The 22,195-nt window shown below is 62.5% G+C and carries 22 protein-coding genes and 1 pseudogene; 14 read left to right on the forward strand and 9 right to left on the reverse strand.

Annotated elements, in window-relative coordinates:
- Window positions 1-2: 2 nt before the first annotated feature.
- From V8Z74_RS04350 to V8Z74_RS04360, 3 genes are read right to left on the reverse strand one after another with little or no spacing between them, the layout of a single operon-like run.
- A complete protein-coding gene (locus V8Z74_RS04350; protein ID WP_020226659.1) occupies window positions 3-212 on the reverse strand; it encodes a YgaP family membrane protein in 210 nt (69 codons plus the stop codon).
- Window positions 209-3,541 carry an efflux RND transporter permease subunit gene (locus V8Z74_RS04355; protein WP_349708157.1) on the reverse strand — a complete coding sequence of 1,111 codons (3,333 nt, stop codon included), beginning with the start codon at window positions 3,539-3,541 and terminating at the stop codon, window positions 209-211. Before V8Z74_RS04355 ends, V8Z74_RS04350 begins: the two co-directional genes overlap by 4 nt.
- Window positions 3,542-3,549: 8 nt before the next feature.
- Window positions 3,550-4,617, reverse strand: a complete 1,068-nt coding sequence (locus V8Z74_RS04360) for an efflux RND transporter periplasmic adaptor subunit (protein WP_020226657.1) — start codon at window positions 4,615-4,617, stop codon at window positions 3,550-3,552.
- A 162-nt stretch (window positions 4,618-4,779) separates the two neighbouring features.
- On the opposite strand from V8Z74_RS04360, the gene V8Z74_RS04365 reads away from it, so the two are divergent.
- The 6 genes from V8Z74_RS04365 to V8Z74_RS04390 all read left to right on the forward strand — a co-directional run bounded on the left by V8Z74_RS04365 (window position 4,780) and on the right by V8Z74_RS04390 (window position 9,205).
- A complete protein-coding gene (locus V8Z74_RS04365; RefSeq protein WP_020226656.1) occupies window positions 4,780-5,139 on the forward strand; it encodes an ArsR/SmtB family transcription factor in 360 nt (119 codons plus the stop codon).
- A 329-nt stretch (window positions 5,140-5,468) separates the two neighbouring features.
- A complete protein-coding gene (locus tag V8Z74_RS04370) occupies window positions 5,469-6,113 on the forward strand; it encodes a peroxiredoxin (protein ID WP_349708158.1) in 645 nt (214 codons plus the stop codon).
- Between the two features lie 227 nt (window positions 6,114-6,340).
- Window positions 6,341-6,946: a ubiquinol-cytochrome c reductase iron-sulfur subunit gene (gene petA, locus V8Z74_RS04375; RefSeq protein ID WP_020226654.1), complete on the forward strand. Its 606-nt coding sequence runs from the start codon at window positions 6,341-6,343 to the stop codon at window positions 6,944-6,946.
- A 106-nt stretch (window positions 6,947-7,052) separates the two neighbouring features.
- Window positions 7,053-8,198, forward strand: a complete 1,146-nt coding sequence (locus tag V8Z74_RS04380; protein ID WP_024000745.1) for an NAD(P)/FAD-dependent oxidoreductase — start codon at window positions 7,053-7,055, stop codon at window positions 8,196-8,198.
- A complete protein-coding gene (locus V8Z74_RS04385; RefSeq protein WP_020226652.1) occupies window positions 8,195-8,740 on the forward strand; it encodes a hypothetical protein in 546 nt (181 codons plus the stop codon). Before V8Z74_RS04380 ends, V8Z74_RS04385 begins: the two co-directional genes overlap by 4 nt.
- A gap of 42 nt (window positions 8,741-8,782) precedes the next feature.
- A complete protein-coding gene (locus V8Z74_RS04390) occupies window positions 8,783-9,205 on the forward strand; it encodes a DsrE family protein (protein ID WP_020226651.1) in 423 nt (140 codons plus the stop codon).
- A 40-nt stretch (window positions 9,206-9,245) separates the two neighbouring features.
- On the opposite strand, the pseudogene V8Z74_RS04395 reads toward V8Z74_RS04390, so the two are convergent.
- Together V8Z74_RS04395 and V8Z74_RS04400 are read right to left on the reverse strand one after the other, a co-directional pair.
- Window positions 9,246-12,220: pseudogene (locus tag V8Z74_RS04395) on the reverse strand (Tn3 family transposase).
- Window positions 12,221-12,222: 2 nt separating this feature from the next.
- On the reverse strand, window positions 12,223-12,780 hold the full coding sequence (locus V8Z74_RS04400; RefSeq protein ID WP_001162010.1) for a recombinase family protein: 558 nt from the start codon (window positions 12,778-12,780) through the stop codon (window positions 12,223-12,225).
- 265 nt (window positions 12,781-13,045) lie between these two features.
- Between V8Z74_RS04400 and V8Z74_RS04405 the strand changes: the two genes are divergently transcribed.
- The 8 genes from V8Z74_RS04405 (at window position 13,046) to V8Z74_RS04440 (ending at window position 18,610) form a co-directional block, all read left to right on the forward strand.
- Window positions 13,046-13,381, forward strand: a complete 336-nt coding sequence (locus V8Z74_RS04405; protein ID WP_005797945.1) for a PepSY domain-containing protein — start codon at window positions 13,046-13,048, stop codon at window positions 13,379-13,381.
- A gap of 56 nt (window positions 13,382-13,437) precedes the next feature.
- On the forward strand, window positions 13,438-14,034 hold the full coding sequence (locus tag V8Z74_RS04410; RefSeq protein ID WP_011517526.1) for an undecaprenyl-diphosphatase: 597 nt from the start codon (window positions 13,438-13,440) through the stop codon (window positions 14,032-14,034).
- A gap of 70 nt (window positions 14,035-14,104) precedes the next feature.
- Window positions 14,105-14,887, forward strand: a complete 783-nt coding sequence (locus tag V8Z74_RS04415; protein WP_005797951.1) for a COG4705 family protein — start codon at window positions 14,105-14,107, stop codon at window positions 14,885-14,887.
- A 29-nt stretch (window positions 14,888-14,916) separates the two neighbouring features.
- Entirely contained in the window at window positions 14,917-15,366 is a 450-nt protein-coding gene (locus tag V8Z74_RS04420) for a hypothetical protein (protein WP_011875624.1), read from the forward strand.
- A 9-nt stretch (window positions 15,367-15,375) separates the two neighbouring features.
- On the forward strand, window positions 15,376-16,134 hold the full coding sequence (locus V8Z74_RS04425) for a COG4705 family protein (RefSeq protein ID WP_011875625.1): 759 nt from the start codon (window positions 15,376-15,378) through the stop codon (window positions 16,132-16,134).
- Window positions 16,135-16,156: 22 nt separating this feature from the next.
- A complete protein-coding gene (locus tag V8Z74_RS04430; protein WP_011875626.1) occupies window positions 16,157-16,822 on the forward strand; it encodes a response regulator transcription factor in 666 nt (221 codons plus the stop codon).
- On the forward strand, window positions 16,798-18,150 hold the full coding sequence (locus V8Z74_RS04435; protein ID WP_011875627.1) for a sensor histidine kinase: 1,353 nt from the start codon (window positions 16,798-16,800) through the stop codon (window positions 18,148-18,150). The genes V8Z74_RS04430 and V8Z74_RS04435 overlap by 25 nt, the downstream gene beginning before the upstream one ends.
- 28 nt (window positions 18,151-18,178) lie before the next feature.
- Window positions 18,179-18,610, forward strand: coding sequence for an EamA family transporter (locus V8Z74_RS04440; protein WP_021161961.1), 432 nt, complete (start codon window positions 18,179-18,181; stop codon window positions 18,608-18,610).
- A gap of 66 nt (window positions 18,611-18,676) precedes the next feature.
- On the opposite strand, the gene V8Z74_RS04445 is transcribed toward V8Z74_RS04440, so the two are convergent.
- The 4 genes from V8Z74_RS04445 to V8Z74_RS04460 form a co-directional block, all read right to left on the reverse strand.
- Entirely contained in the window at window positions 18,677-19,291 is a 615-nt protein-coding gene (locus V8Z74_RS04445) for a recombinase family protein (RefSeq protein ID WP_011875630.1), read from the reverse strand.
- 60 nt (window positions 19,292-19,351) lie between these two features.
- On the reverse strand, window positions 19,352-20,569 hold the full coding sequence (locus tag V8Z74_RS04450; protein WP_011517528.1) for a TniQ family protein: 1,218 nt from the start codon (window positions 20,567-20,569) through the stop codon (window positions 19,352-19,354).
- Complete coding sequence (locus V8Z74_RS04455; RefSeq protein ID WP_009687862.1) at window positions 20,566-21,474, reverse strand: TniB family NTP-binding protein; 909 nt, start codon at window positions 21,472-21,474, stop codon at window positions 20,566-20,568. Before V8Z74_RS04455 ends, V8Z74_RS04450 begins: the two co-directional genes overlap by 4 nt.
- A 2-nt stretch (window positions 21,475-21,476) precedes the next feature.
- Window positions 21,477-22,195, reverse strand: a 719-nt coding sequence (locus tag V8Z74_RS04460) for a Mu transposase C-terminal domain-containing protein (protein WP_349708161.1), incomplete at its 5' end; no start/stop codon positions are given.

Raw genomic sequence — 22,195 nt, forward strand, 5'->3', positions numbered from 1 at the left:
GATCAGGCTCCCTGGCGCATGCCGAGCTTGCGCAGAATGGCTTCCATCAGGCACCACTTGGTCAGCCCGCTTTGCAGCAGGTTCACCCCGACGAAGGCGGTGAAGGCCAGCCACCATTGATTGACGAAGATCGGGCTGCCAGGGATGCCCAGGGCCAGTGACAGCAGGATGAAGGTGCCTGCGATGACGCGAACGAGTTGCCAGGAAGTCATGGAGTTTCTCCTTGAGTGGACAGGGTTGCGGGGGTCGACGTGACGGTTTCATCGGGCTCTTCGCGGCCCACGATCGCGTCCAGCCGGTTCCGGTACGCGATGAAGTAGAGGATCGGAATTACGACCAGCGTCAGCACGGTTGAGACGAAAATGCCGAAGATCAGCGAGATCGCCAGGCCGTTGAAGATCGGGTCGTCGAGGATGAAGAAGGCGCCCAACATGGCAGCCAGCCCGGTCAGCACGATGGGCTGCGCGCGCGTGATGGCGGAGCGCACGATGGCCTGCTTGAACTCCACGCCTTCGCGCACCTGCAGGTTGATGAAGTCCACCAGCAGGATGGAGTTGCGCACGATGATGCCGGCGAGCGCGATCATTCCAATCATGCTGGTGGCGGTGTACTGCGCGCCCAGCACGGCGTGGCCTGGCATCACGCCGATGATGGTCAAGGGGATCGGCGCCATGATGATCAACGGTGTTAGGTAGGACCCGAACTGCGCCACCACCAGCAGGTAGATCAGCACGAGGCCAACGCCATAGGCCAGGCCCATGTCGCGGAATGTTTCGTAGGTCACCTGCCACTCGCCATCCCACTTCAGCGCGTAGTCGCGGTAAGCGTCATCAGGCTGGCGGATGAAATACTCCTGCAGCGTCCCACCGCCGGGCGTGGCGATCTTGGTGAGTTCCCCACGCATCTGGAACATGCCGTAGAGCGGGCTGTCGAGCGCGCCGGCCATGTCGGCCACGACGAAGTTCACCGGCAACAGATCCTTGTGATAGATCGGCTGCTCGCTCACCTGGTCGCTCAGGGTGACGAGTTCACGGATAGGCACCGGCTTCCCATCGGCGCTGCGTACCGTGAGCTGCAGCAGGGCGTTCGGGTCGCCGTGCTGCTCGGGCGGCAATTGCAGCACCGCGGCGGCCGGGTACTTGGTCTCGTCATGCAGAAAGGCCGTGGCCTCGCCGGCCAGTCCGGCGCGCAGCGTGGTGACGATGGCCTGCTGCGGCACGCCGAGCATGGAGGCCTTCTGCCTGTCCACCAGCAGCATCGTCTTCGGTGCCGCAGCGATGCTGCTGTCGTCCACGTCCACCACGCCGGGCGTGCGCTCGAACACGGCGCGCACGGCCTTGGCGACCTGATGCCGACCGGCCGCATCCGGGCCATAGATCTCCGCCACGATGGGAGAGAGCACCGGCGGGCCCGGCGGCACCTCGACCACCTTGACGTTGGCGCCGAAGCGCTCCCCGATTTTCTGCAGTTCGGGCCGCACGCGTGTCGCGATGGCATGGCTCTGGTCCTTGCGTGCCGTCCTGTCGACCAGATTGACCTGCAGGTCGCCGACGTTGCCGCCAGCGCGCAAATAGTATTGGCGCACCAGGCCGTTGAAGTTGATCGGCGCGGCCGTACCGGCATAGGCCTGGTAATCGGTGACCTCGGGAACCGTCGCCAGATAGCCACCCAGTTCGTGCAGCACCGCGGCCGTCTGCTCGACCGGCGTGCCGGCCGGCATGTCGACGATGACCTGGAACTCCGACTTGTTGTCGAAGGGCAGCATCTTCAGCAGCACCAAGCCGGTGGCCGGCAGCGCCAGCGATGCAGCGATCAGCAGCGCGACCCCCAGGCCCAGCAGGCTGCGGTTGCGCGAGCCACGCCGCTCGTCCAGCAGTGGGCGGAAGATCCGCTCAAAGACCGGCGCGATCTTCGCGGCCAGGCCGGAGTGGGTCGCCGTGTGCGGCCCGCCGTCGCCATGCGCAGCAGCCGGTACCGCCTTCATCCACAGCCGAGCCAGCCAGGGCGTGACGACGAAGGCGATGGCCAGGGACAACAGCATGCCCATGCTGGCATTGATCGGGATCGGGCTCATGTACGGGCCCATCAAGCCAGTCACGAAGGCCATGGGCAGCAACGCGGCGATCACGGTCAGCGTCGCCAGGATGGTCGGCCCTCCCACTTCGTCCACCGCACCCGGGATGATCGCCGCCAGCGACTTGCCGGGGTAGAGCTGCTGGTGCCGATGGATGTTCTCGACCACGACGATGGCGTCGTCCACCAGGATGCCGATCGAGAAGATCAGCGCGAACAGCGACACGCGGTTGAGCGTGAAGCCCCAGGCCCAGGATGCGAACAAGGTCACCGTCAGCGTCAGCACCACCGCGCTGCCGACGATGGCCGCCTCGCGCCGGCCGAGCGCGAAGAAAACCAGCACCACCACCGACGCGGTGGCGAACAGCAGCTTCTTCATCAGGGTCTGCGCCTTGTCGTTGGCGGAGGCGCCGTAGTTGCGCGTTTCCGCCACCTGGACATCGCCGGGGATGATGGTGTTGCGCAGACCTTCCACCCGCTTCATCACGGCGTTGGCCACGTCGATGGCGTTCTCACCCGCCTTCTTCGTCACCGCGATCGTGACCGCCGGATGCTCGACCGACGCGGCGCCGTCCTTGCCGGCAACGCCATGCCAGACATAGCGGCTGGGTGGAAGCGGACCGTCACGAACCTGTGCCACCTCCCGCAGAAAGACCGGCTTGCCGGCCCGCACGCCGACCACCAGATCGGCTACCTCGTGGGCGTGGCGCAGGAAAGGCCCGGACTCGATGGCCACCGAACGGTTGCCTGCGATCAGCTCACCCACCGGAAGCCCCAGATTGGCCGACAGCAGCGCCTGCCGCACCTCCGGCACCGTGACGCCGACGCCGCTCATGCGCACCGGGTCGATTTGCACCATCACCGCTCGGCCCGGGCCACCGATCGTGGTCACTTCGCGGGTGCCGGGCACACGCTTGAGGTCCGCCTCGACACTGTGCGCGACACGCTCCAGGTCGAATGCGCCGGTCTGCGCGTTCTCGCTGAACAGCGTCAACGTAACGATTGGCACATCATCGATGCCCTTGGGCTTGATGATCGGTTCGAGCACACCAAGCCCCTTGGGCAGCCAGTCGGCGTTCGAATTCACCGTGTCGTACAGCCGCACCAGCGCCTCGGTGCGGGTCACGCCGACCTTGAACTGGACGGTCAGCACGGCCAGACCAGGACGGGACACCGACATCACATGCTCGACGTCCAGGATCTGGCTCAGCACCTGCTCTGCCGGCACGGCCACCATCTGTTCCACGTCGCGCACCGCAGCCCCCGGGAAGGGGATCAGCACATTCGCCATCGTGACGTTGATCTGCGGCTCCTCTTCGCGTGGGGTCACGCCCACGGCGAACAGGCCGAGCAACAGCGCGAGCAGTGCCAGCAGTGGCGTAATCTGTGCCCGCTGGAAAAAGGCGGCGATGCGGCCCGAAACGCCCATGGCAGGCGCGCCGGTAGTGGTGGATCGTGTTTTCGTCATGACCGGCCTCAACGCACGCGCGCGGCGGATTGCGGATCGGTCACGACCTGCTCACCGGGCATCAGTCCGGACAGGATCTCGACGCGGCCATCGGTGGCCCGCCCGAGGCGGACTTGGCGCAGTACGGGTTTGCCTTGCGGATTCAGTACATACAAGCCGGTGAGTTCGGCGCGACGCACGATGGCTTCCACGGGCACGGACAGGAGAGCGCCTGGCGCTGTACCGGGGGCATCGCTGCGTGCCAGCGGCAGCCACAGCCGCGCGAACATGCCGGGCGCGACGGTAGCGCCCACGCCACCAGGCAGTTCGGCACGCAACTGCACAGTGTGCGTCGCTGCATCGACGGTGGGCAGCAGTTGGACCTTTCCAGGGACCACCCATGCACTCGCCGCCGACAGGCCGGGCAGTTCGATGCGCAGCTTCGGATCGGCCGGCATGCGCGCCGTCACCGACTGCGGCACAGCCGCCGTGACGCGCAGAGCCGTCGGGTCATACAGGGTGAGCAGAGGCCGGCCAGGCATGGCCATGTCGCCCAGGGATACCGGCACTTCGGACACCACACCCGCGAAGGGTGCGCGCACGACGTGGTAGCCGCTCTGCGTGCGCGACGCACTGGCCTGCGCGAGCAGCGCATTGGCCTGGGCTTGGGCCGACTTGTAAGCCGACTCGGCGCGCTCCATGGCCGCCTGGCTGATGTAGTTCTTCTGGAACAGCCGCTGCTGACGCTCAAAGTCCTTCGTCGCCAGATCCAGGGATGACCGTGCTGCCTGCACCTGGGCATCGCTGGCGGCGGCATTCTGCTCAGCCGCCCGGGCGTCGATGCGCAGCAGCACCTGGCCCGCTTTCACACGATCGCCTACTTTGACATCCAACTGGATGACCGCACCGGGCACCTGCGCCGCGATCACCGTCTGGCGAACAGCTTCGACGACGCCATCGAAGGCCGAAGTCGTCGTGCCCGCAGTGGCCACTGCCGCGGTAGCCTTCAACGGCTGGGGCGGCGTCTGGGCGGAGGCAGTCAGGCTCGCCATCAAGGCGAAAGCCGCGATGCAAAGGGTGTAGCTGGTGTGGCGCATGGAGGGCACTTTCTGTTAGGAGCGCTGTCGAGTGCGAAGAAATTTCAGTCATTATTTGCGCACATAGCTAAATAGTCAAGTACCATGATGCTCACAGACAAGCAGATCATCAAGATCCGAGGCATCATGTCTACCCATCTATCCTTGGCATGCTCAACACATATGGAAGACCTTCCCGACGAGGCGCTGGAACAGGTGGCGGCGTACTTCCAGGCGCTGTCCGAGCCAACGCGGCTGCAGATCCTCAACCTGCTGCGCAAGCAGGAGCGCAGCGTGGGCGAACTCGCCCAGTTGTGTGGCTACAGCTCGGCCAACATCTCGCGGCACTTGACGCTGCTGACCCAGCACGGTCTGGTGGCACGCGAAAGCCGCGGAAACAGCGCCATCTACAGCATCGCGGACAAGTCCGTTTATTCCTTGTGCGACCTGGTCTGCGGCAACATCGCCAGGCAGTTCGAGCGCAAGGCGAAGGCGCAGGCCGCCTTCGCCGGAGCCCCACACAGGCGAACCAAAGCGCACTGAGCTGGGTCTGCCGCCATCGATCGCAGACCGCCCGCGCGGGTGAACGGAGGAGACTGCCGCAGCCCAGGCCTAGACAGGTTTCATCCTGCTTGTCACCGCACGTCAACATGCCGAGGTCTCCTCGGCGCTTGGCCGGCCGTGCTGCCGCCCCTACTCGGTCCTGCGCCCCCAGGCTTGGTGTGCACTCCTGGCTGTCTGCCCGCTACATCGTTGCTCCTTGATAGGCGACAACAATGACTTCAATACTTTTATTTCAATATCTTCTAATTTAGAATCAACTAATATATGATGGTCACTTTGACACACAACCTTCAACTGAAGAGGTCATCATGCAAGACATCGCACCTGTCGCCTTCCCCCGTCTCAACGAACCTGCCCCGGACTTCAAGGCCAAGACCACCCACGGCGAGCGCAGCCTGGCGGACTACAAGGGCAAGTGGTTGATCCTGTTCTCGCACCCGGCTGACTTCACGCCGGTCTGCACCACCGAGTTCATCGGCTTCCAGAAGGCCGCCGACACGTTCCGCGGCATGAACTGCGAACTGATCGGCCTGTCCATCGACAGCCTGTACTCGCACCTGGCCTGGACGCAGAACATCCAGGACAAGTTCGGCGTCGAGATCAGCTTCCCGATCATCGAGGACATCAAGATGGACGTGGCCCGTGCCTATGGAATGGTGCACCCGGGCGCAGCCGACACGCAGGCCGTGCGCGCGACGTTCTTCATCGATCCGAACGGCATCCTGCGCGCCATGGTGTATTACCCCATGAGCAACGGCCGCTCGATCGACGAGTTCGTGCGCCTGCTCACGGCCATGCAAACGAGCGACGCCAACCAGGTGGCGACCCCCGAGGGGTGGACGCCGGGATGCGATGTGATCGTTCCCCCACCCAAGAGTCCCGACGCCATCAAGCAGCGTATGGGCGAAGGCTACAAGACCACGGACTGGTACTTCTCGACGAAGAGCCTTTAAGTCCGCCGCTGCGACCGAAAGGCCGCAGCCCCGCGCCGTGGGATCTGGGCTGCCGGAGGAGGCTGGGCGCGTCATCTGCGCTCTCGCGTCGAACCGCCGTCCAGCCTGCGGCCGGTGTCCGGTGTCCGGTTCAGCCTGTGCCGCGCAAGCGCTTTGGCGCACCGGCCACCGGACCAGCCCTCAGCCCCTATGCAGTTGCATCGTCAGCCGCGCACCAGGAGCCCGACATGAGCGACCTTGCCCTTCCTCCTTCCAGCGCCATGGATCCTGAGCGCCGCGCATGGCTGATCGCCACGACTGCGGCCGGCGGTGTTGCGGCCGCGGCGACCGCCATCCCCTTCGTCTCTAGTTTCGCGCCCAGTGAACGGGCAAGAGCAGCGGGCGCGGCGGTCGAAGTCGACCTGGCGGACATCCCGCCCGGCGGATTGAAGACGGTCGAATGGCGGGGCAAGCCCGTATGGATCATGCGACGCACGCCGGAAATGATCGCCGCACTCAGCGGGCAGGACGACAAGCTCGCCGACCCCAACTCCAGCAAGGATGCCTTGCCGGAAGCCCTGCGCAATCCCGGCCGCTCCGAGCGACAAGACCTATTCGTTGCCATCGGGATCTGCACCCATCTCGGGTGTTCTCCCAGCGCGGTGGCTGCGGGCACTTCCAACCCGAGCGTTGGCGAAGACTGGCAAGGGGGGTTCTTCTGCCCCTGCCACGGCTCGACCTTCGACCTCGCCGGTCGGGTGTTCAAGAACAAGCCGGCACCCACCAATCTAGAAATCCCGCCACACCGTTTTCTGAGCGACGCACGTATCGTCATCGGCGACGAGTCGGCCTGAGAGGGAATCCAACCGTGTCGCAATCCATATCCCTGTCCGGCGCGAGGTTCACCGCGTTGCCCCCGGTGCCTGCTGATCTTGCAGGGGACGCCTCGAACGCACTGCCATGACGACCGCGCAGAATCCCCGACACATTGTGGTCCTGGGTGCGGGCTTTGCCGGCCTGTCGACGATCCGCGAACTGCGGCGCCGTGATCCCGCGGCGCAGATCACGCTGGTCGCACCGCGCCCGGAACTGCACTACCTTCCAGGCATCATCTGGATCCCGAGCGGCTTGCGCCGCCGTGAGGATCTGATCGTGCCGTTGGACGGCTTTCTGCAGCGCCAGCGCGTGCGCTTTGTCCCGGCCGAAGTCACGGGCCTCGCCGATAACGGCCGCACCGTGCAGACGAGCACCGGCGATGTCGTCAACGACGGCCTGGTTCTCGCCACCGGCGGGCGCTTCATCAAGAAGCTGCCCGGCATCGAGCATGCCATCACACCCTGCGAAGGCATCTCAGCGGCAGAACGCATCCGCGATCGACTGCGCGAAATGACCGGCGGCACGATCGCCGTCGGCTTCGCGGGAAATCCGAATGAGCCCAGTGCGGTGCGCGGCGGCCCGATGTTCGAGTTCCTGTTCGGCATCGATGAGCAGCTCAAACGGGAGGGCCGGCGCCAGCACTTCGATCTCGTTTTCTTCAACCCGTCCTCCGAGCCCGGCAACCGTCTCGGCATGAAGACGGTGAAGCACCTGCTCCGAGAAATGGAACGGCGAGGCATCCGGACCCACCTGGGCCACAAGCTGGTGCGGTTCGAGGCTGACCAGGTTGTGACGGAAGGCGGATCGTTCGCAGCGGACCTGATCCTCTTCATGCCCGGCATGACCGGCAACACCTGGTTTGATGCAACGACGCTCCCTCGGTCCCCAGGCGGCCTGGTGCAGGCCGATGCGCATTGCCGGGTGCCTGGCTTCGAGCGCGTGGTCGTGGTCGGCGACTCGGGCAGCTTCCCTGGCCCGGACTGGATGCCCAAGCAGGCCCACATGGCGGACCTGCAGGCGAAGGCCGCGGCAGCCAATCTGATTGCCGACCTGGACGGCCGCCCATCGAGCGAGACGTTCCGTGTCGAGCTGATCTGCATCGTGGATGCGATCGATCATGGAACTCTGGTGTGGCGCACCCCGCAGCGCAATGTACTGCTGCCTTCGACCCGTTTATTCCATTGGGCCAAGCGTGGCTTCGAGTGGAACTATCTCAGGCAGTACCGATGAATCCCCAAACCATCCCCTATGCACACAGACCGCTGGCGAAGGCCAACAGAGGTATCGCCCGCCGGCGGATCTCGCTGATCCTGCTCGCAGTGGTCGTTGGAGGCGCCTCCACCCCACTATTGGCAGCGCCCTTGGCTCCGGGAAGTCTCTTGCCAGCCCTGAGCGTTGTGGACAAGCACGAGCGCCAAGTGAGCATCGAGGCGTCCACTCGTTTTGTCGTTTTTGCGGCCGACAAGACGGCCAGCGACATCGTGAGCGGTGCGTTGCGTCCGCACCCATCCATTTTCGCTGAGCGTCGGCTCGTCTATATCGCGGACATCAGTGCCATGCCTGCGATGGTGACCCGAATGTTTGCGCTTCCCAAGATGCGTGATTTGCCCTTCCAAGTCGGCTTGGTCCAGAACTCCGAAATCACGAGTCATCTGCCCCGAAAGCCTAAGGAGGTCACGCTGATTGCGCTGGAGCAACAGCGTGTCCAAACCATCGAATACCTGCCCGACGCGGCATCGCTGCGCCGCAGCCTGGGCATTGCCCCGCCTTGACGGGGTGCCCGTGCGTGTTTCTTCCAACCAAGGAGCCTTCCTATGAAAAAGTCCATCGCACTCGCCCTCGCGCTCGCCTGCGCGGCCACAGCCGCCCAAGCCGAGGAACTCTTTGTGTCGATCCATTCATCAAGTCCCATGGCCCAGGGAGCCGGCCTGGTGCTGGCAGGTCAGGCCCTCGAACAGAAAGCATCGGTACGGGTGTTGCTCTGTGACGCGGCCGGCGACATCGCCTTGAGCAGCCAAGACGGCAAAGCTCAGCCAACCCTCAAGCCCCGCAACGTCACGCCGCAGCAAATGCTGCAAGGGATTATCAAAGGTGGCGCGAAGGTGGAAGTCTGCGCGCTGTACCTGCCCAACACCGGCAAGCAGCCGACGGACCTGCTGGCGGGTGTCACGGCAGCCAAACCTGCAGATGTGGCAGCCCATCTGCTCAAGCCCGGCGTGAAGACATTGGCGTTCTGACCTGCTAGAGGTCGTCTCAGAAAACGGAAAATAAAGCACGCTAAGCCGGTGGCAGCGGTCGCAATGGCCTGAACTTCCCCGCACCGACCTTGGCACTGCTGCGCCATAGGTAATCGCCGGTCAGGTTGATATGCTCCCACCCCAGCGGTGACAGATATTGCAGCAACGTGTCGTCCAGCGCCTTGCCGTGGGCACGCAAAGCACTGGTGGCACGCTCCAGATAGACCGTGTTCCACAACACGATGGCCGCCGTCACCAGATTGAGGCCGCTGGCCCGGTAGCGCTGCTGCTCAAAACTGCGGTCGCGGATTTCACCCAATCGGTAGAAGAAGACCGCCCTGGCCAGCGCGTTGCGCGCCTCGCCCTTATTCAGCCCCGCATGGACGCGGCGGCGCAGCTCCACGCTTTGCAGCCAATCCAGAATGAACAGCGTGCGCTCGATGCGCCCCAGCTCGCGCAGGGCGACGGCCAAGCCGTTTTGGCGCGGATAGCTGCCGAGCTTGCGCAGCATCAGCGAGGCACGTCACCGTGCCCTGCTTGATCGAAGTGGCCAGCCGTAGGATTTCATCCCAATGAGCGCGAATAGCCTTGATGTTCAGCCTGTCGCTGCTAATCATCGGCTTGAGTGCATCGTAGGCAGTATCGCCCTTGGGAATGAACAGCTTGGTGTCGCCCAGGTCGCGGATGCGCGGCGCGAACCGGAATCCCAGAAAGTGCATCAGGCCGAACACATGATCGGTGAAGCCCGCCGTGTCGGTGTAGTGTATCCTCGATACGCAAGTCAGACTCGTGGTACAGCAGGCCATCGAGCACATAGGTCGAGTCGCGCAAGCCGACGTTGACCACCTTGGCGCTGAAGGGCGCGTATTGGTCGGAGATATGGGTATAGAACGTCCGCCCAGGGCTACTTCCATACTTCGGATTGATATGCCCGGTGCTCTCTGCCTTGCTGCCGGTTCGGAAGTTCTGGCCGTCCGACGATGACGTGGTGCCGTCGCCCCAGTTTCCGGCGAAGGGTTGTCGAAACTGTGCGTTCACCAGCTCGGCCAGCGCCGTCGAATAGGTTTCGTCGCGAACGTGCCAGGCTTGCAGCCAAGACAGCTTGGCGTAGGTGGTGCCAGGGCAGGACTCGGCCATCTTGGTGAGCCCAAGATTGATACCATCAGCCAGAATCGTCGTCATCAGCAAGGTTTTGTCCTTGGCCGTGTCGCCGGTCTTCAGGTGTGTGAAGTGGCGCGTGAAGCCCGTCCATTCATCGACCTCCATCAGCAACTCGGTGATCTTGAGGTGCGGCAGCAACATCGCCGACTGGTCAATCAAGGCTTGCGCGGCGTCTGGCACCGCTGCGTCCAGCGGCGTGATCTTCAGGCCCGATGCAGTGGTGATGATGGCATCCGGTAAGTCGTTGGTCGCCGCCATGCGGTTGACTGTGGCGAGTTGCGCCTCCAATAATTCCAGTCGGTCATGCAGATATTGGTCGCAGTCGGTGGCCACGGCCAGTGGCAATTCGCTGGCCAGCTTCAGGGTGGCGAACTTCTCGATCGGCACCAGGTATTCGTCGAAGTCCTTGAACTGGCGCGAACCCTGCACCCAAACATCACCAGAGCGCAGTGCGTTCTTCAGCTCCGACAGGGCGCATAACTCGTAGTAACGCCGGTCAATACCCTCGTCGGTCAGAACCAGCTTTGCCCAGCGCGGCTTGATGAATGCGGTTGGCGCATCGGCGGGCACCTTGCGCGCGCTGTCGCTGTTCATGCCGCGCAGCACGTCGATGGCATCGAGCACACCCTTGGCGGTGGGCGCGGCGCGCAGTTTGAGCACGTCCAGGAACTGCGGCGCATAGCGGCGCAGCGTGGCGTAACTCTCGCCGATATGGTGCAGGAAATCAAAATCGGCAGGCCGCGCCAGCGTTTGCGCCTCGGTGACGCTGGCGGCGAAGGTGTCCCACGGCATGACCGCTTCGATGGCGGCGAACGGATCGCCGCCGCTTTGTTTGGCTTCAATCAGCGCCTGACCGATGCGCCCATACATCCGCACCTTGTCGTTGATCGCCTTGCCGGAAGCCTGGAACTGCTGTTGATGCTTGTTCTTGGCCGCATTGAACAGCTTGCCGATGATGCGGTCGTGAAGGTCGATGATTTCATCAGTGACGGTGGCCATGCCCTCGATGGCCAGTGCTACCAAGGTGGCGTAACGCCGCTGCGACTCGAACTTGGCCAGGTCGGCGGGCGTCATCTGGCCGCCCTCGCGGGCGATCTTGAGCAAGCGGTTTTGGTGTACCTGCCGTTCGATGCCAGCAGGTAAGTCAAGCGCCTGCCAGGCTTTGAGGCGTTCGATGTGTTCAAGCATGTGGCGCGAGTTCGGCTTGGCGGGCGATTGGCGCAGCCACGCTAGCCACGTCATTTTGCTACCATCCTTGCGCTTGAGCAGTTCGTCCAGGCGCTGGCGATGGACAGGTATCAAGGAATCGGCCAATGCCGCATGGATGCTCCGGTTGGCACGGGTAATGGCCTCGGCGCTTGCGCGCTCGATGGCATTCATGGCGGGTAGGATGATGCTCTGCCGCCGCAGGTTTTCAACAAGGGTGCTGGCCAGCACAATGCCTTTGTCTGTTTACAAGGCCAGTTCGGTCAATGTATGCACTGCTTGCCGGTAGTGACTCATGGTGAAGGGCTTGAATCCAAACACCGTTTGCAGCTCGACCAAGTGCTCCCGCCGTGTCTGCTCGCGCTGGCCGTAATCGTTCCAGCTTTCCACCGGCACCTTGAGTTGTGCGGCCACCATGCGCAGCAGGGGCGGAAATGGAGGTTCATCGACGCCCAAGAAGATGCCAGGGAATCGCAAGTAGCAAAGCTGCACGGCGAAGCCCAATCGATTCGCGGCGCCGCGACGCTGACGGATCACCGACAGGTCGGTTTCGTTGAACGTGTAGTGCCGTATCAGTTCGTCTTTGGCATCTGGCAGTGCCAGCAGACTTTCGCGCTCGGTGGCGGACAGGATTGAGCGGCGTGGCATGGTCAGTCTTCCCGCAGGTACTGGTACAAGGTTTCGCGGCTGATGCCGAAGTCACGGGCCACCAAGGTTTTTTGGTCGCCTGCCGCAACTCGCCGTTTCAACTCGGCAATTTGTTCGCTGTTCAGCGATTTCTTTCGTCCCCGGTAGGCACCGCGCTGCTTGGCCAGCACGATTCCCTCGCGCTGACGTTCGCGGATCAGGGCGCGCTCGAACTCAGCAAAGGCTCCCATGACCGACAGCATCAGATTGGCCATCGGTGAGTCCTCGCCGGTGAACGTCAGCCCTTCTTTGACGAACTCCATGCGCACGCCCCGTTGTGTCAGCCCTTGGACGATGCGGCGCAGGTCATCAAGGTTGCGTGCCAACCTGTCCATGCTATGCACCACCACGGTGTCGCCCTCGCGGACGAAGGCCAGCAGCCTTTCAAGTTCGGGACGTTGTGTGTCCTTGCCTGAAGCCTTATCGGTGAATACCTTGCCGACTTCTATTTGTTCCAGTTGTCGATCAGGATTCTGGTCGAAGCTGCTGACGCGGACGTAGCCGATACGTTGACCTTGCAAGATGCCTCCAAAGGTAAAAATGTCAGGATGAAATCTATTACCCTTGGCTGAATGTGTCAATAAATATAAATTCACACTCTACTCTGACGTTGTTTGTGCTCAACATCTGACATCAGGTGTCATTTTCAGAAGACGACTGCACCAATTGTCAGGAGTCGATAACACTACATCGGCGAGAGCGAAAACTTCCCGGCTCAGTGCGAGCTAAGTCTGCCTGCGTACCTTCTCCACTGTGCAAATCCCTGCACTCTTCTGGAGAAGCATCATGTACCGCTATACCAAACTTTCCCTTCTGGCCGTCGCCATCGCTGCAACCGGCGCGGTCGCCTACGCCGCCAATGGCGGTATGGAAAACGACGCACTGGCAATCAGCAAGGCCAAGATTCCCCTCACTCAGGCGGTCACCGTCGCCGAGCAGCACGCCAATGGCAAGGCGTCACGCGCCGAGTACGAGAACTCGAAGCAAGGCTGGGTCTACGACGTGGAAGTCGTCAGCGGGGCCAAGGTCTTCGATGTCCGGGTCGATGCCGACAAGGGCACGGTCATCTCGTCTGCCGAGGACAAGGCGGATCACGATGATGACCACGACAAGCGGGACTGACTCCCGACAGTATGGCCGGATCGTTTCCCTCGGAGGCGATCCGGCCCGGAGACCTCATGGAATCACTCAACCATACATTTTTTCTCTGGCTCAACGCACCGGAGCATCCCAGTGCTTTGGCTCTGACGTTGGCCACCTTCTTTGCCGAACAGCTCATCTGGGCGGTTCCACTCCTGATCGGCATCGGCTGGCTTCGCGGCGGCGAGCCTACCCGCAAGACGATGCTCGTTGCTAGCGCATCGGGATTGCTGGGCCTGCTCATCAACCAGATCATCGGCCTGGCTTGGTTGCATCCTCGACCTTTCATGATCGGCCTGGGTCACACCCTCATCCCTCATGTTGCCGATTCGTCTTTCCCAAGCGATCACCTGACGCTGTGGTGGGCGGTTGCCTTCAGCCTCGCGCTGCAACGAGGCCCACGAATTGCAGGCGTGACTTTGGCTTTGCTGGGCGTTCCCATTGCCTGGGCGCGCATCTACCTTGGAGTGCACTTCCCATTCGACATGCTCGGGGCCATCGCCGTTGCTGCAATCTGTGCCTGGCTGACGTTACGTGAAGCACACTGGTATCTATTGCCAAGTTATCAACTTTCCACCGGAATCCATCGGCGGCTTTTCAGCGGGTTGATCGCGCTTGGATGGGTGCGCGAGTGAGCCTATGGGCGGGCTAAGTCAGCATGTTCAAACTGCTGGCAAACCATTTCACCCCCGGCAGGAGAACACCATGAACAAATTGCCCACGAGCAGCACCACTGGCTGGCTCAATAAAGTCCCGGAAGTCGCGCTGTCGTTCTGGATCATCAAGATCATGTCCACCACGGTGGGCGAGACGGGAGCCGATTTCCTGGCGGTCAACGCAGGGTGGGGGCAAGGCGTGACTCGAACCGTCATGGCTGCCCTGTTGGCGGCCGCCTTGTTCATGCAGTTGCGCACCCGACGCTATACCCCTTGGATTTACTGGCTGACGGTGGTACTGGTCAGCGTGGTCGGCACCCAGATCACCGATCTGCTGACCGATGGCCTTGGCGTCAGCCTGTACATCAGCACCTCGGCGTTCGCCGTTGCGCTCGCCGCGATCTTCTTCGTCTGGTATCGGATCGAGCGCACCCTGTCCATTCACGACATTGTGACGCGCAGCCGGGAGCTGTTCTATTGGGCTGCCATCCTCTGCACGTTCGCGCTGGGCACGGCTGCTGGCGATTTGGCGACCGAGGCATTGGGCTTGGGCTTTACCTGGGGCGCGGTGGCGTTCGGTGTGCTGATTGGCATCACCTATACCGCCTGGCGCATGGGCGGCAACGCCGTTCTGACCTTCTGGATCGCCTACATATTGACCCGCCCCTTCGGGGCCGCACTCGGCGACTTGCTGACTCAGGCCAAGACCTATGGCGGCCTTGGCATGGGTGCCATGTGGACAAGCGCCTTGTTCCTCACGGTGATCGTCATGCTGGTGGCCGTCGCGCAGATCGGCATGAATGGACGCCGCTCGGCCCAGCTCGTCGAATAACCATCTTCGCTCTACACAAGGAGAAAAACATGCTCATAAAGCACTCAATCGCTCGCCCTGTTGCCGCCATTTCGGCCGCCGTGCTCTTGGCCCTCGCGGCTGGTTGTTCCAAATCTGCCGATCAGAACAACGCAAGCACAGCATCAACTACACCGGCCCAGACTGTCTCGGCCTCGCAAGGCAAAACTGCCTCCAAGCTGGGCGACCTGTCGGCCTTCCGCAGCATCGCCACCGATGTCGCCGCCACTGTTGACAAGGGCGATCTGCCTGCTGCCAAGTCACGCATCAAGGACTTGGAAGTCGCATGGGACTCGGCCGAAGCCGGACTCAAACCGCGCGCGGCAGATGACTGGCATCTGCTCGACAAGGCCATCGACAAGTCGCTTGCGGCGCTTCGCGCAGACACGCCAAGCCAGGCTGACTGCAAGGCTGCGATGGATGCCCTGCTGAAAACCTTTAACACGCTCGAAGGAAAGTGAGCGCGCCCCATGAAAACATCCACTGAACACGCTTTGGCCAAGGTGCCCGAAGTTACGCTGGGCTTCTGGCTCATCAAGATTGCCGCCACGACGCTCGGTGAAACTGGCGGTGATGCGGTTTCGATGTCCATGAACCTGGGCTACCTGGTCGGTACAGCCATCTTCGCGGCGATCTTCCTGGCTGCCGTGGTCGCGCAGGTCAAGGCCAAGGACTTCCACCCCTTCCTGTACTGGACGACCATCATCGCGACAACCACGGTCGGCACGACGCTGGCCGATTTCGCGGACCGATCGCTCGGAATCGGGTACGCTGGCGGTTCGAGCTTGCTGCTGGCCTTGCTGCTTGGCTCTCTCTTCGTCTGGCATCGCACCCTTGGCTCCGTGTCGGTAAGCACGGTCAGCTCGCCCAAGGCGGAAGCCTTTTACTGGTTGACGATTATGTTCTCCCAGACGCTGGGCACCGCGCTGGGCGACTGGACGGCTGATACGGCGGGCCTGGGATACACGGGTGCGGCCGTCGTGTTCGGCGGGCTGCTCGCGCTGGTCGTGGCAGCCTACTACTGGACGAGCGTGTCCCGCACGCTGCTGTTCTGGGCGGCGTTCATCCTGACGCGTCCGCTAGGTGCCGTGGTCGGCGATTTTCTGGACAAGCCGGTGAGCGCGGGCGGCTTGGCGCTGAGCCGCTATTCAGCGTCGGCCGCGCTGCTCACCTTCATAGTGGTGGCAATCCTGCTGTTCAGGCAGCGAGCCGCCAGGACGGCGCATTGAACAACAATTGAAGGGAGGGTGAGTGCGGGTATTGCTGGTCGAAGACGATCCCATGATCGGTGACGCGATCCAGGGCGCATTGAAGGATGCGTCCTACGCCGCCGACTGGGTGAAGGATGGGCAGACGGCGCTCACCACGCTGGGCTGCCAGCACTACGACCTGGTGCTACTCGACCTCGGTCTGCCCGGCAAGGATGGGCTGGAGGTGCTGGCCAGCATCCGAGCCAAGGACAACCCGATTCCCCTGCTCATCATCACGGCTCGCGATGGTCTGGATGACCGTCTGCGCGGCCTGGATGGCGGGGCCGACGACTACGTGTCCAAGCCCTTTCAGATGGCGGAACTACTGGCCCGGATGCGCGCCGTCCTGAGGCGCAAAGGTGGCACGGCAGCACCAGTGCTCAGCAACGGCGTGGTGACGCTCGACCCGGCCACCAAAGAGGCTTGTGCCAATGATGGCCCCCAAGTGCAACTGTCCAACCGCGAGTTCTCGCTACTGCAAGCCTTGCTGGTTCGGCCTGGTGCCATCCTTTCGCGCAGCGAACTGGAGGATCGCATCTATGGCTGGGGGGAAGAGGTCGAAAGCAATGCCGTCGAATATCTGATCCACGCACTGCGGCGCAAGCTCGGTGGCGAGGTCATCAAGAACGTCAGGGGGGTCGGATGGATGGTCTCAAAAGGCGCTTGAACGAATCGGTGCAGCTCAAGCTGTCCTTCACCTTGTCGCTGGCCATCCTCGTGGTGGCCGTTGTGGCGGGCGTCTTCTCGTTCCTGTCCGCCTTCGATGAAGCCCACGAACTACAGGACGATGTATTGCGCCAGGTGGCGCAGCTCATGGATCGTCAGCGCTTGTTGCCTGCCGTGCCAACCACCGATATCCGTCTCAAGGATGTCGATGAAGAGTCGCGCGTGATCGTCCAGCGCTTGGGTGAGGTCAGTCCCTCTACGGTAGGCGTGGACGCAGGAGGCGTGCTCCCGCTCCCGGCGACCTTGGCAGATGGATTGCACACGCTGGAAGTTGGTGGCGAGACGTTTCGCGTGCTGGTCAAGACCACAGCGAGCGGCGAACGCATTGCTGTGGCTCAGGAGTCCGGCTTCCGCAATGAAATTGCCCGCGACGGGGCACTGCGCACGGTGATGCCTTTCTTGATTCTCGTGCCGGTGCTGCTGTTGATCGTTGCTGACCTGGTGCGCAAGATGTTCCAGCCCATCGCGGCGCTGTCCAAGGAAATAGACCAGCGGGCAGAGCAGGAACTGCATCCCGTCGAAGACCGCCACCTTCCGGTCGAGGTACGTCCGTTTGCCGTGGCGATCAATCGCCTGCTCGCTCGTGTCGGCCAGTCGATGGAATCTCAGCGCCGCTTTGTCGCGGATGCCGCGCACGAGCTACGTTCGCCGCTGACAGCCATGTCGCTGCAAGCAGAACGGCTCGCGGAAGCGGAAATGTCCAGCGTGGCGCGCGAACGGCTGACGGTTTTGCGCCAAGGGATCGAGCGCGGCCGCAGCCTGCTCGATCAACTCTTGACCTTGGCCAAGGCGCAGTCGGCCACCGACCTGCCGAAGTCGCCTGTATCTGTCCAGAGCATCTACCGCCGCGTGCTGGAAGACCTGATGCCGCTGGCCGAGGCCAAGCACATCGACATTGGTGTCGAAGGCACGCTGGACGCCGAAGTGTGGGCAAGCGAGCTGGACATGATCGCTGTGGTCAAGAACCTGGTCGATAACGCCATCCGCTACACGCCAGAGGGAGGGCGTGTTGATCTTTCTGTGGGTGTTTCGGAAGGGAAGGTCGTACTACGTATTCAGGACAGTGGGCCTGGCATTCCGTTGGCTGAACGGGATCGAGTGTTTGATCCCTTCTACCGCACGCTGGGGAGCGAGCAGATCGGCTCGGGTCTGGGACTATCCATTGTCCAGACGATTGCCAATCGCATCGGTGCTGAAATCCGCCTCGACTTCTCAGACCAAGAGAAGCAAACTGGCTTAAATGTTGCCGTTATCGCTCCCATGCGGTAGGGGTTTGAGAAACGCGGAGGCAGGCTAAATGATTAATTCGGCGGGGTGGTTTTATTGGGCTTTGCTGTCCGCTATCTTTGCAGCACTGACGGCTATTTTTGCCAAGGTTGGCATTCAGGGAGTTGATTCCGATCTGGCCACCTTGATCCGCACGGCCATCATCATCGTCGTCCTGTCGGCGTTTGTTGCGTACACGGGGAAATGGGCCAACCCCTTGGAGTTATCACCCAAGACATGGCTTTTCCTCGGGCTGTCCGGCTTGGCAACAGGGGCATCGTGGGTCTGCTACTTCCGCGCACTCAAGATTGGCGATGCATCCAAGGTTGCGCCAGTGGATAAACTCAGTCTTGTCCTGGTGGCGGTATTTGCTTTCGCCTTTTTGGGCGAACGCCCGTCACTGAGGGAGTGGTCCGGCATTTCGATGGTCGCCGGAGGCGTTCTGTTATTGGCGTTCAAGTGATAACAGGTAGCACATACTGACTCAACCAGTCGTCACGATTCGTCTACAGTAACCGCTGTCCTGCCATCAAACTTGACTGAGCAGTTTCTCGCCATCAAGGCGCAACTCGCCCTTCGGCGAAATGTGCCGATACAAGGTCTGCCGTGTGATGCCCAGTTCCTGACATAGATCGCCGACCTTGGTTTCGGGCTGCCCCATAGCGGCCATCGCCAGCCGCAACTTGGCGGCAGTCATCTTGAAGGGCCGGCCGCCCTTTCTACCGCGCGCCCTCGCCGAAGCCAATCCTGCAATCGTGCGCTCGGCAATCAGTTCGCGCTCGAACTCGGCCAACGCGGCGAAGATGCCAAAGACCAACTTGCCGGCGGCCGTCGTGGTGTCAATGGCTGCGCCGTGCCCAGTCAACACTTTCAGACCGATGCCACGGCCGGTCATGTCGTGCACGGTGTTGATCAGGTGGCGCAGGTCGCGCCCGAGGCGATCCAGTTTCCACACCACCAGCGTGTCGCCGGGCCGCAGCGCTTTCAGGCAAGACACCAGGCCGGGTCGGTCCTCGCGCTTGCCGGACGCCTGATCCTCATAGAGATGGGCCGGATCGACGCCGTTAGCAATCAGCGCGTCGCGCTGCAAGTCGGTGGCTTGGGAGCCATCCGCCTTCGATACCCGCATGTAGCCAATCAGCATGTTTCACCTGTCACATATACGTTCGATTATGTGACAGTGTGCACCGGAAAGTTCTGGTCGTCAAAATTTGTCACTTAACCCGTCATTCTGTCTAAGACATGCAAAGGGTCCATCAGCCTCGTAATGTGACAGAAATTCCGGGGGAATGCCTTCCTTTGCAAAGGTGGCGCGCAACTGTTCCAGGGAAGCGGGATCGCGCCGACCATAGGAAGCCAACGCGAACAGCGAGCGTGCCGTCTCGGGGTCGTGCCGGGCTTCAATGATCGCCTCACTGATAGCTTGGACCGCCCGTTGCCAATGATTGACGGGTTCGGGCTTCGGCGGTTTCGCCGGCAGACCACTGGTGAACCCGGTTTGGAGCTCGGACCAGAACAGCTTTGCATGCTCGCCTGGCGGGCTGATATCCCTCACCTCGATCAAGCTGATTGCCGTTGCCGCCGCCTCCAGCATCTGCAACCGTATTGCCGGGTTCAGGGTTTCATACGGTCGCCACAGACTTTGCCCAGCACGCAGCGGATGCCCGCAGCCTTGCCAGACTTGGCGGAGATACCCCGCGTAGGTTCCGCACGCCGAAAGCGGGGTGTTCAGCTCATCGAGCAGCGTGCGTAGCAGTCGAAACCACAATCCAGCGTGGATGCGTCGGCACGGCAGTTCCACATGGCCGGTCGTCAGTGCCTGCCAGGTACGCCGGTCCATCACTGCAATCGCGTCGCTGGCGGTGCGCGACGCAGTGTCGGCGTTCTCCCAGCCGAGAAACCGCCCAGGCACGCCCCAATAGGATTCCAGCCAGCAGCCATGCAGCGGGCAGCTCAGCATCAGGGGCAGCTTCCATGCAAGCAGTACGGCTTGGTTTGCCGGGTCGTTCAGACAGAGAGGACAGGCGCGATGTATCGGCTGGCTGGGCAGCCAGGCACGCCAGCTCGTGATGGATCGCGTCCTACGGCGGAGTTTCGGCAGCAGCACCGAGAGCTGGAACGCATAGGTTTCCAATGCGTCTGGAATCTGATCATCAAGGCTGTCCAGTAGCCAAGGCACCCAGCCGGCGAAACTCATGCAACGCAGCCGGTCCGGCTCGATGCCGCTCCGCTGGGAGAGCATCGCCAACAGCGCCAGTGGTGGCGCGGTATCCAGGTCATCAACCTGAGCGTGACCAAGATCGTGCTCCAGCAGCTCGGACACCTCCATGTGATAGCAAAGGGCCACGCGGTTGAGCCACGAAGACAAGGCTTCGCCTTCTCTGGGGGCCGGATGCAGTGGCCAGCGTGGCGCTGGCTTCACATCAGTTCCCGCTCGAATTGCCGCCGCCGCTCGCTGGGACCGGTGTAATCGGCCATGCTCAGCGTGCGATGGTTGATCGCTTCCTCGCCGCTCTCCACGGCGACGATGGCCGCCGCCATCAGCAAGTGCGCCAGTTCGCCGATGGTGCCCTCGCTGCGTGTGAGCAGGTAGCGGGCCATGTCCAGCGTGGCAATCGACGAGGGTCGCCGCAGTGGAAGCGAAGCGGCGAAACTGGCCAGCAGTGAGCAGCAATCGTGATTGGCCTCCCATACCGGCAGCATCATCGGCTCGAAGCGATTTTCCAACTGGTCATCGGAGCGGATGGCCAGGTAGGCGTCGCGCGTGCCGACCCCGACCAGTGGGATGCGCAGTTCATTGCCGAGGAAGCGCAGGAGATTGAGGAATTCCCGGCGATTGACGCTGTTACCGGCCAGGACGTTGTGCAACTCGTCGATCACCAGCATGCGCACGCCGACCTTGCGCAGCAGTGCCAGCGCCAGTTGTTCCATTTCTGGCAGCCGTGGGCGCGGTCGCAATGGCGCACCCATCGCCGCGAGCAGCGCGACGTAGAAGCGGATTACCGACGGTTCGGATGGCATCTGCACGACCAGTACCGGAATGTGCTCCTGGTCGGCGTCGGCTCTGGCCGGATGCGTGCGCCGGAACTTCTCGACGATCATCGACTTGCCGTTGTTGGTCGGGCCGACCAGCAGCAGGTTGGGCATGCGTTGCTTGTTTGGCCACGTATACAGGATTTCCAGCCGGTTCAGCGCCTCGACTGCTCGCGGATAGCCGATCCAGCGGTCGGCGCGAAGGCGATGGATGCGTTCGTCCGCCGGGAGACGGGCCAAGCCCTGGGCCGCCGGCAGCAGGTGGGACAAGTCGATGATGGGATATTCTTCCACGGCTACCACTCCTCAATCTGGTCGAACGGTTTGGCCGGCGGCTGGTTGTCTGCCTGCTGCCCATCCATGTCAGCGCCCGGTGGTGGCGTGGTTTTGACAGGCGTTGCCGTTGCCTTGAGATGCTGGCGTCGATCCGCGTCGCGCCGCGCCTTGCGCGTAGCCTTCTGCGCGGTGGTAACGATTTCGCGCATCTGGCCGATCATGCGGAACAACGCCGACTCATCCACCTGTTCGCGCCCTTGCTGCCGCAATTTCGCCAGCGCCTGTCGTTGTTCCCAGAGGGTGACAGCCGGGTGCGACAAGGTACGGTAGGGAATTTCCAGGTAGTGCTGCCCCTCTGGTTCCAGCACCCATATGCGGCTGATGTCGCGCGGGTCGCGCCGGATCAGGAACGCAGGCAAGCGGTCCCGCCGAGCTATCCACGGCTTGAGCGCATCGGCGTAGTAGTGGATGTGGTCGATGACGAAGCCGGTGCGGGTCAGCGTGCGGCGGATGATGGGCAGAAAATCGACCAGAAAAGCCGTAGCGCGAGTGATGACGGTTGGCACGCCGGTCCGCGTGATAGCTTCGGCCCAGCGCGCGGCCGGCGGTTGGAGCAGGCCGTTGTGCACGGAGCCGTGATAGGTGCCGACCGCCAATGTGAGCCAGCGCTCCAGCTCGCGCAGTGTCAGGGCGGCCATCTTCTCGGAGGCGTATTCCCCGCGCTGGTCAGGATTGGAGA

It is taken from the genome of Comamonas sp. w2-DMI (assembly GCF_040187735.1).
GTDB lineage: Bacteria > Pseudomonadota > Gammaproteobacteria > Burkholderiales > Burkholderiaceae_C > Comamonas > Comamonas terrae.

Bases quoted from the DNA above. Each gene is read 5' to 3' on its own strand.
- V8Z74_RS04350 (WP_020226659.1), bottom strand. From the start codon at position 212: ATGACTTCCTGGCAACTCGTTCGCGTCATCGCAGGCACCTTCATCCTG.
- V8Z74_RS04355 (WP_349708157.1), bottom strand. From the start codon at position 3,541: ATGACGAAAACACGATCCACCACTACCGGCGCGCCTGCCATGGGCGTT.
- V8Z74_RS04360 (WP_020226657.1), bottom strand. From the start codon at position 4,617: ATGCGCCACACCAGCTACACCCTTTGCATCGCGGCTTTCGCCTTGATG.
- V8Z74_RS04365 (WP_020226656.1), top strand. From the start codon at position 4,780: ATGGAAGACCTTCCCGACGAGGCGCTGGAACAGGTGGCGGCGTACTTC.
- V8Z74_RS04370 (WP_349708158.1), top strand. From the start codon at position 5,469: ATGCAAGACATCGCACCTGTCGCCTTCCCCCGTCTCAACGAACCTGCC.
- petA (WP_020226654.1), top strand. From the start codon at position 6,341: ATGAGCGACCTTGCCCTTCCTCCTTCCAGCGCCATGGATCCTGAGCGC.
- V8Z74_RS04380 (WP_024000745.1), top strand. From the start codon at position 7,053: ATGACGACCGCGCAGAATCCCCGACACATTGTGGTCCTGGGTGCGGGC.
- V8Z74_RS04385 (WP_020226652.1), top strand. From the start codon at position 8,195: ATGAATCCCCAAACCATCCCCTATGCACACAGACCGCTGGCGAAGGCC.
- V8Z74_RS04390 (WP_020226651.1), top strand. From the start codon at position 8,783: ATGAAAAAGTCCATCGCACTCGCCCTCGCGCTCGCCTGCGCGGCCACA.
- V8Z74_RS04405 (WP_005797945.1), top strand. From the start codon at position 13,046: ATGTACCGCTATACCAAACTTTCCCTTCTGGCCGTCGCCATCGCTGCA.
- V8Z74_RS04410 (WP_011517526.1), top strand. From the start codon at position 13,438: ATGGAATCACTCAACCATACATTTTTTCTCTGGCTCAACGCACCGGAG.
- V8Z74_RS04415 (WP_005797951.1), top strand. From the start codon at position 14,105: ATGAACAAATTGCCCACGAGCAGCACCACTGGCTGGCTCAATAAAGTC.
- V8Z74_RS04420 (WP_011875624.1), top strand. From the start codon at position 14,917: ATGCTCATAAAGCACTCAATCGCTCGCCCTGTTGCCGCCATTTCGGCC.
- V8Z74_RS04425 (WP_011875625.1), top strand. From the start codon at position 15,376: ATGAAAACATCCACTGAACACGCTTTGGCCAAGGTGCCCGAAGTTACG.
- V8Z74_RS04435 (WP_011875627.1), top strand. From the start codon at position 16,798: ATGGATGGTCTCAAAAGGCGCTTGAACGAATCGGTGCAGCTCAAGCTG.
- V8Z74_RS04440 (WP_021161961.1), top strand. From the start codon at position 18,179: ATGATTAATTCGGCGGGGTGGTTTTATTGGGCTTTGCTGTCCGCTATC.
- V8Z74_RS04445 (WP_011875630.1), bottom strand. From the start codon at position 19,291: ATGCTGATTGGCTACATGCGGGTATCGAAGGCGGATGGCTCCCAAGCC.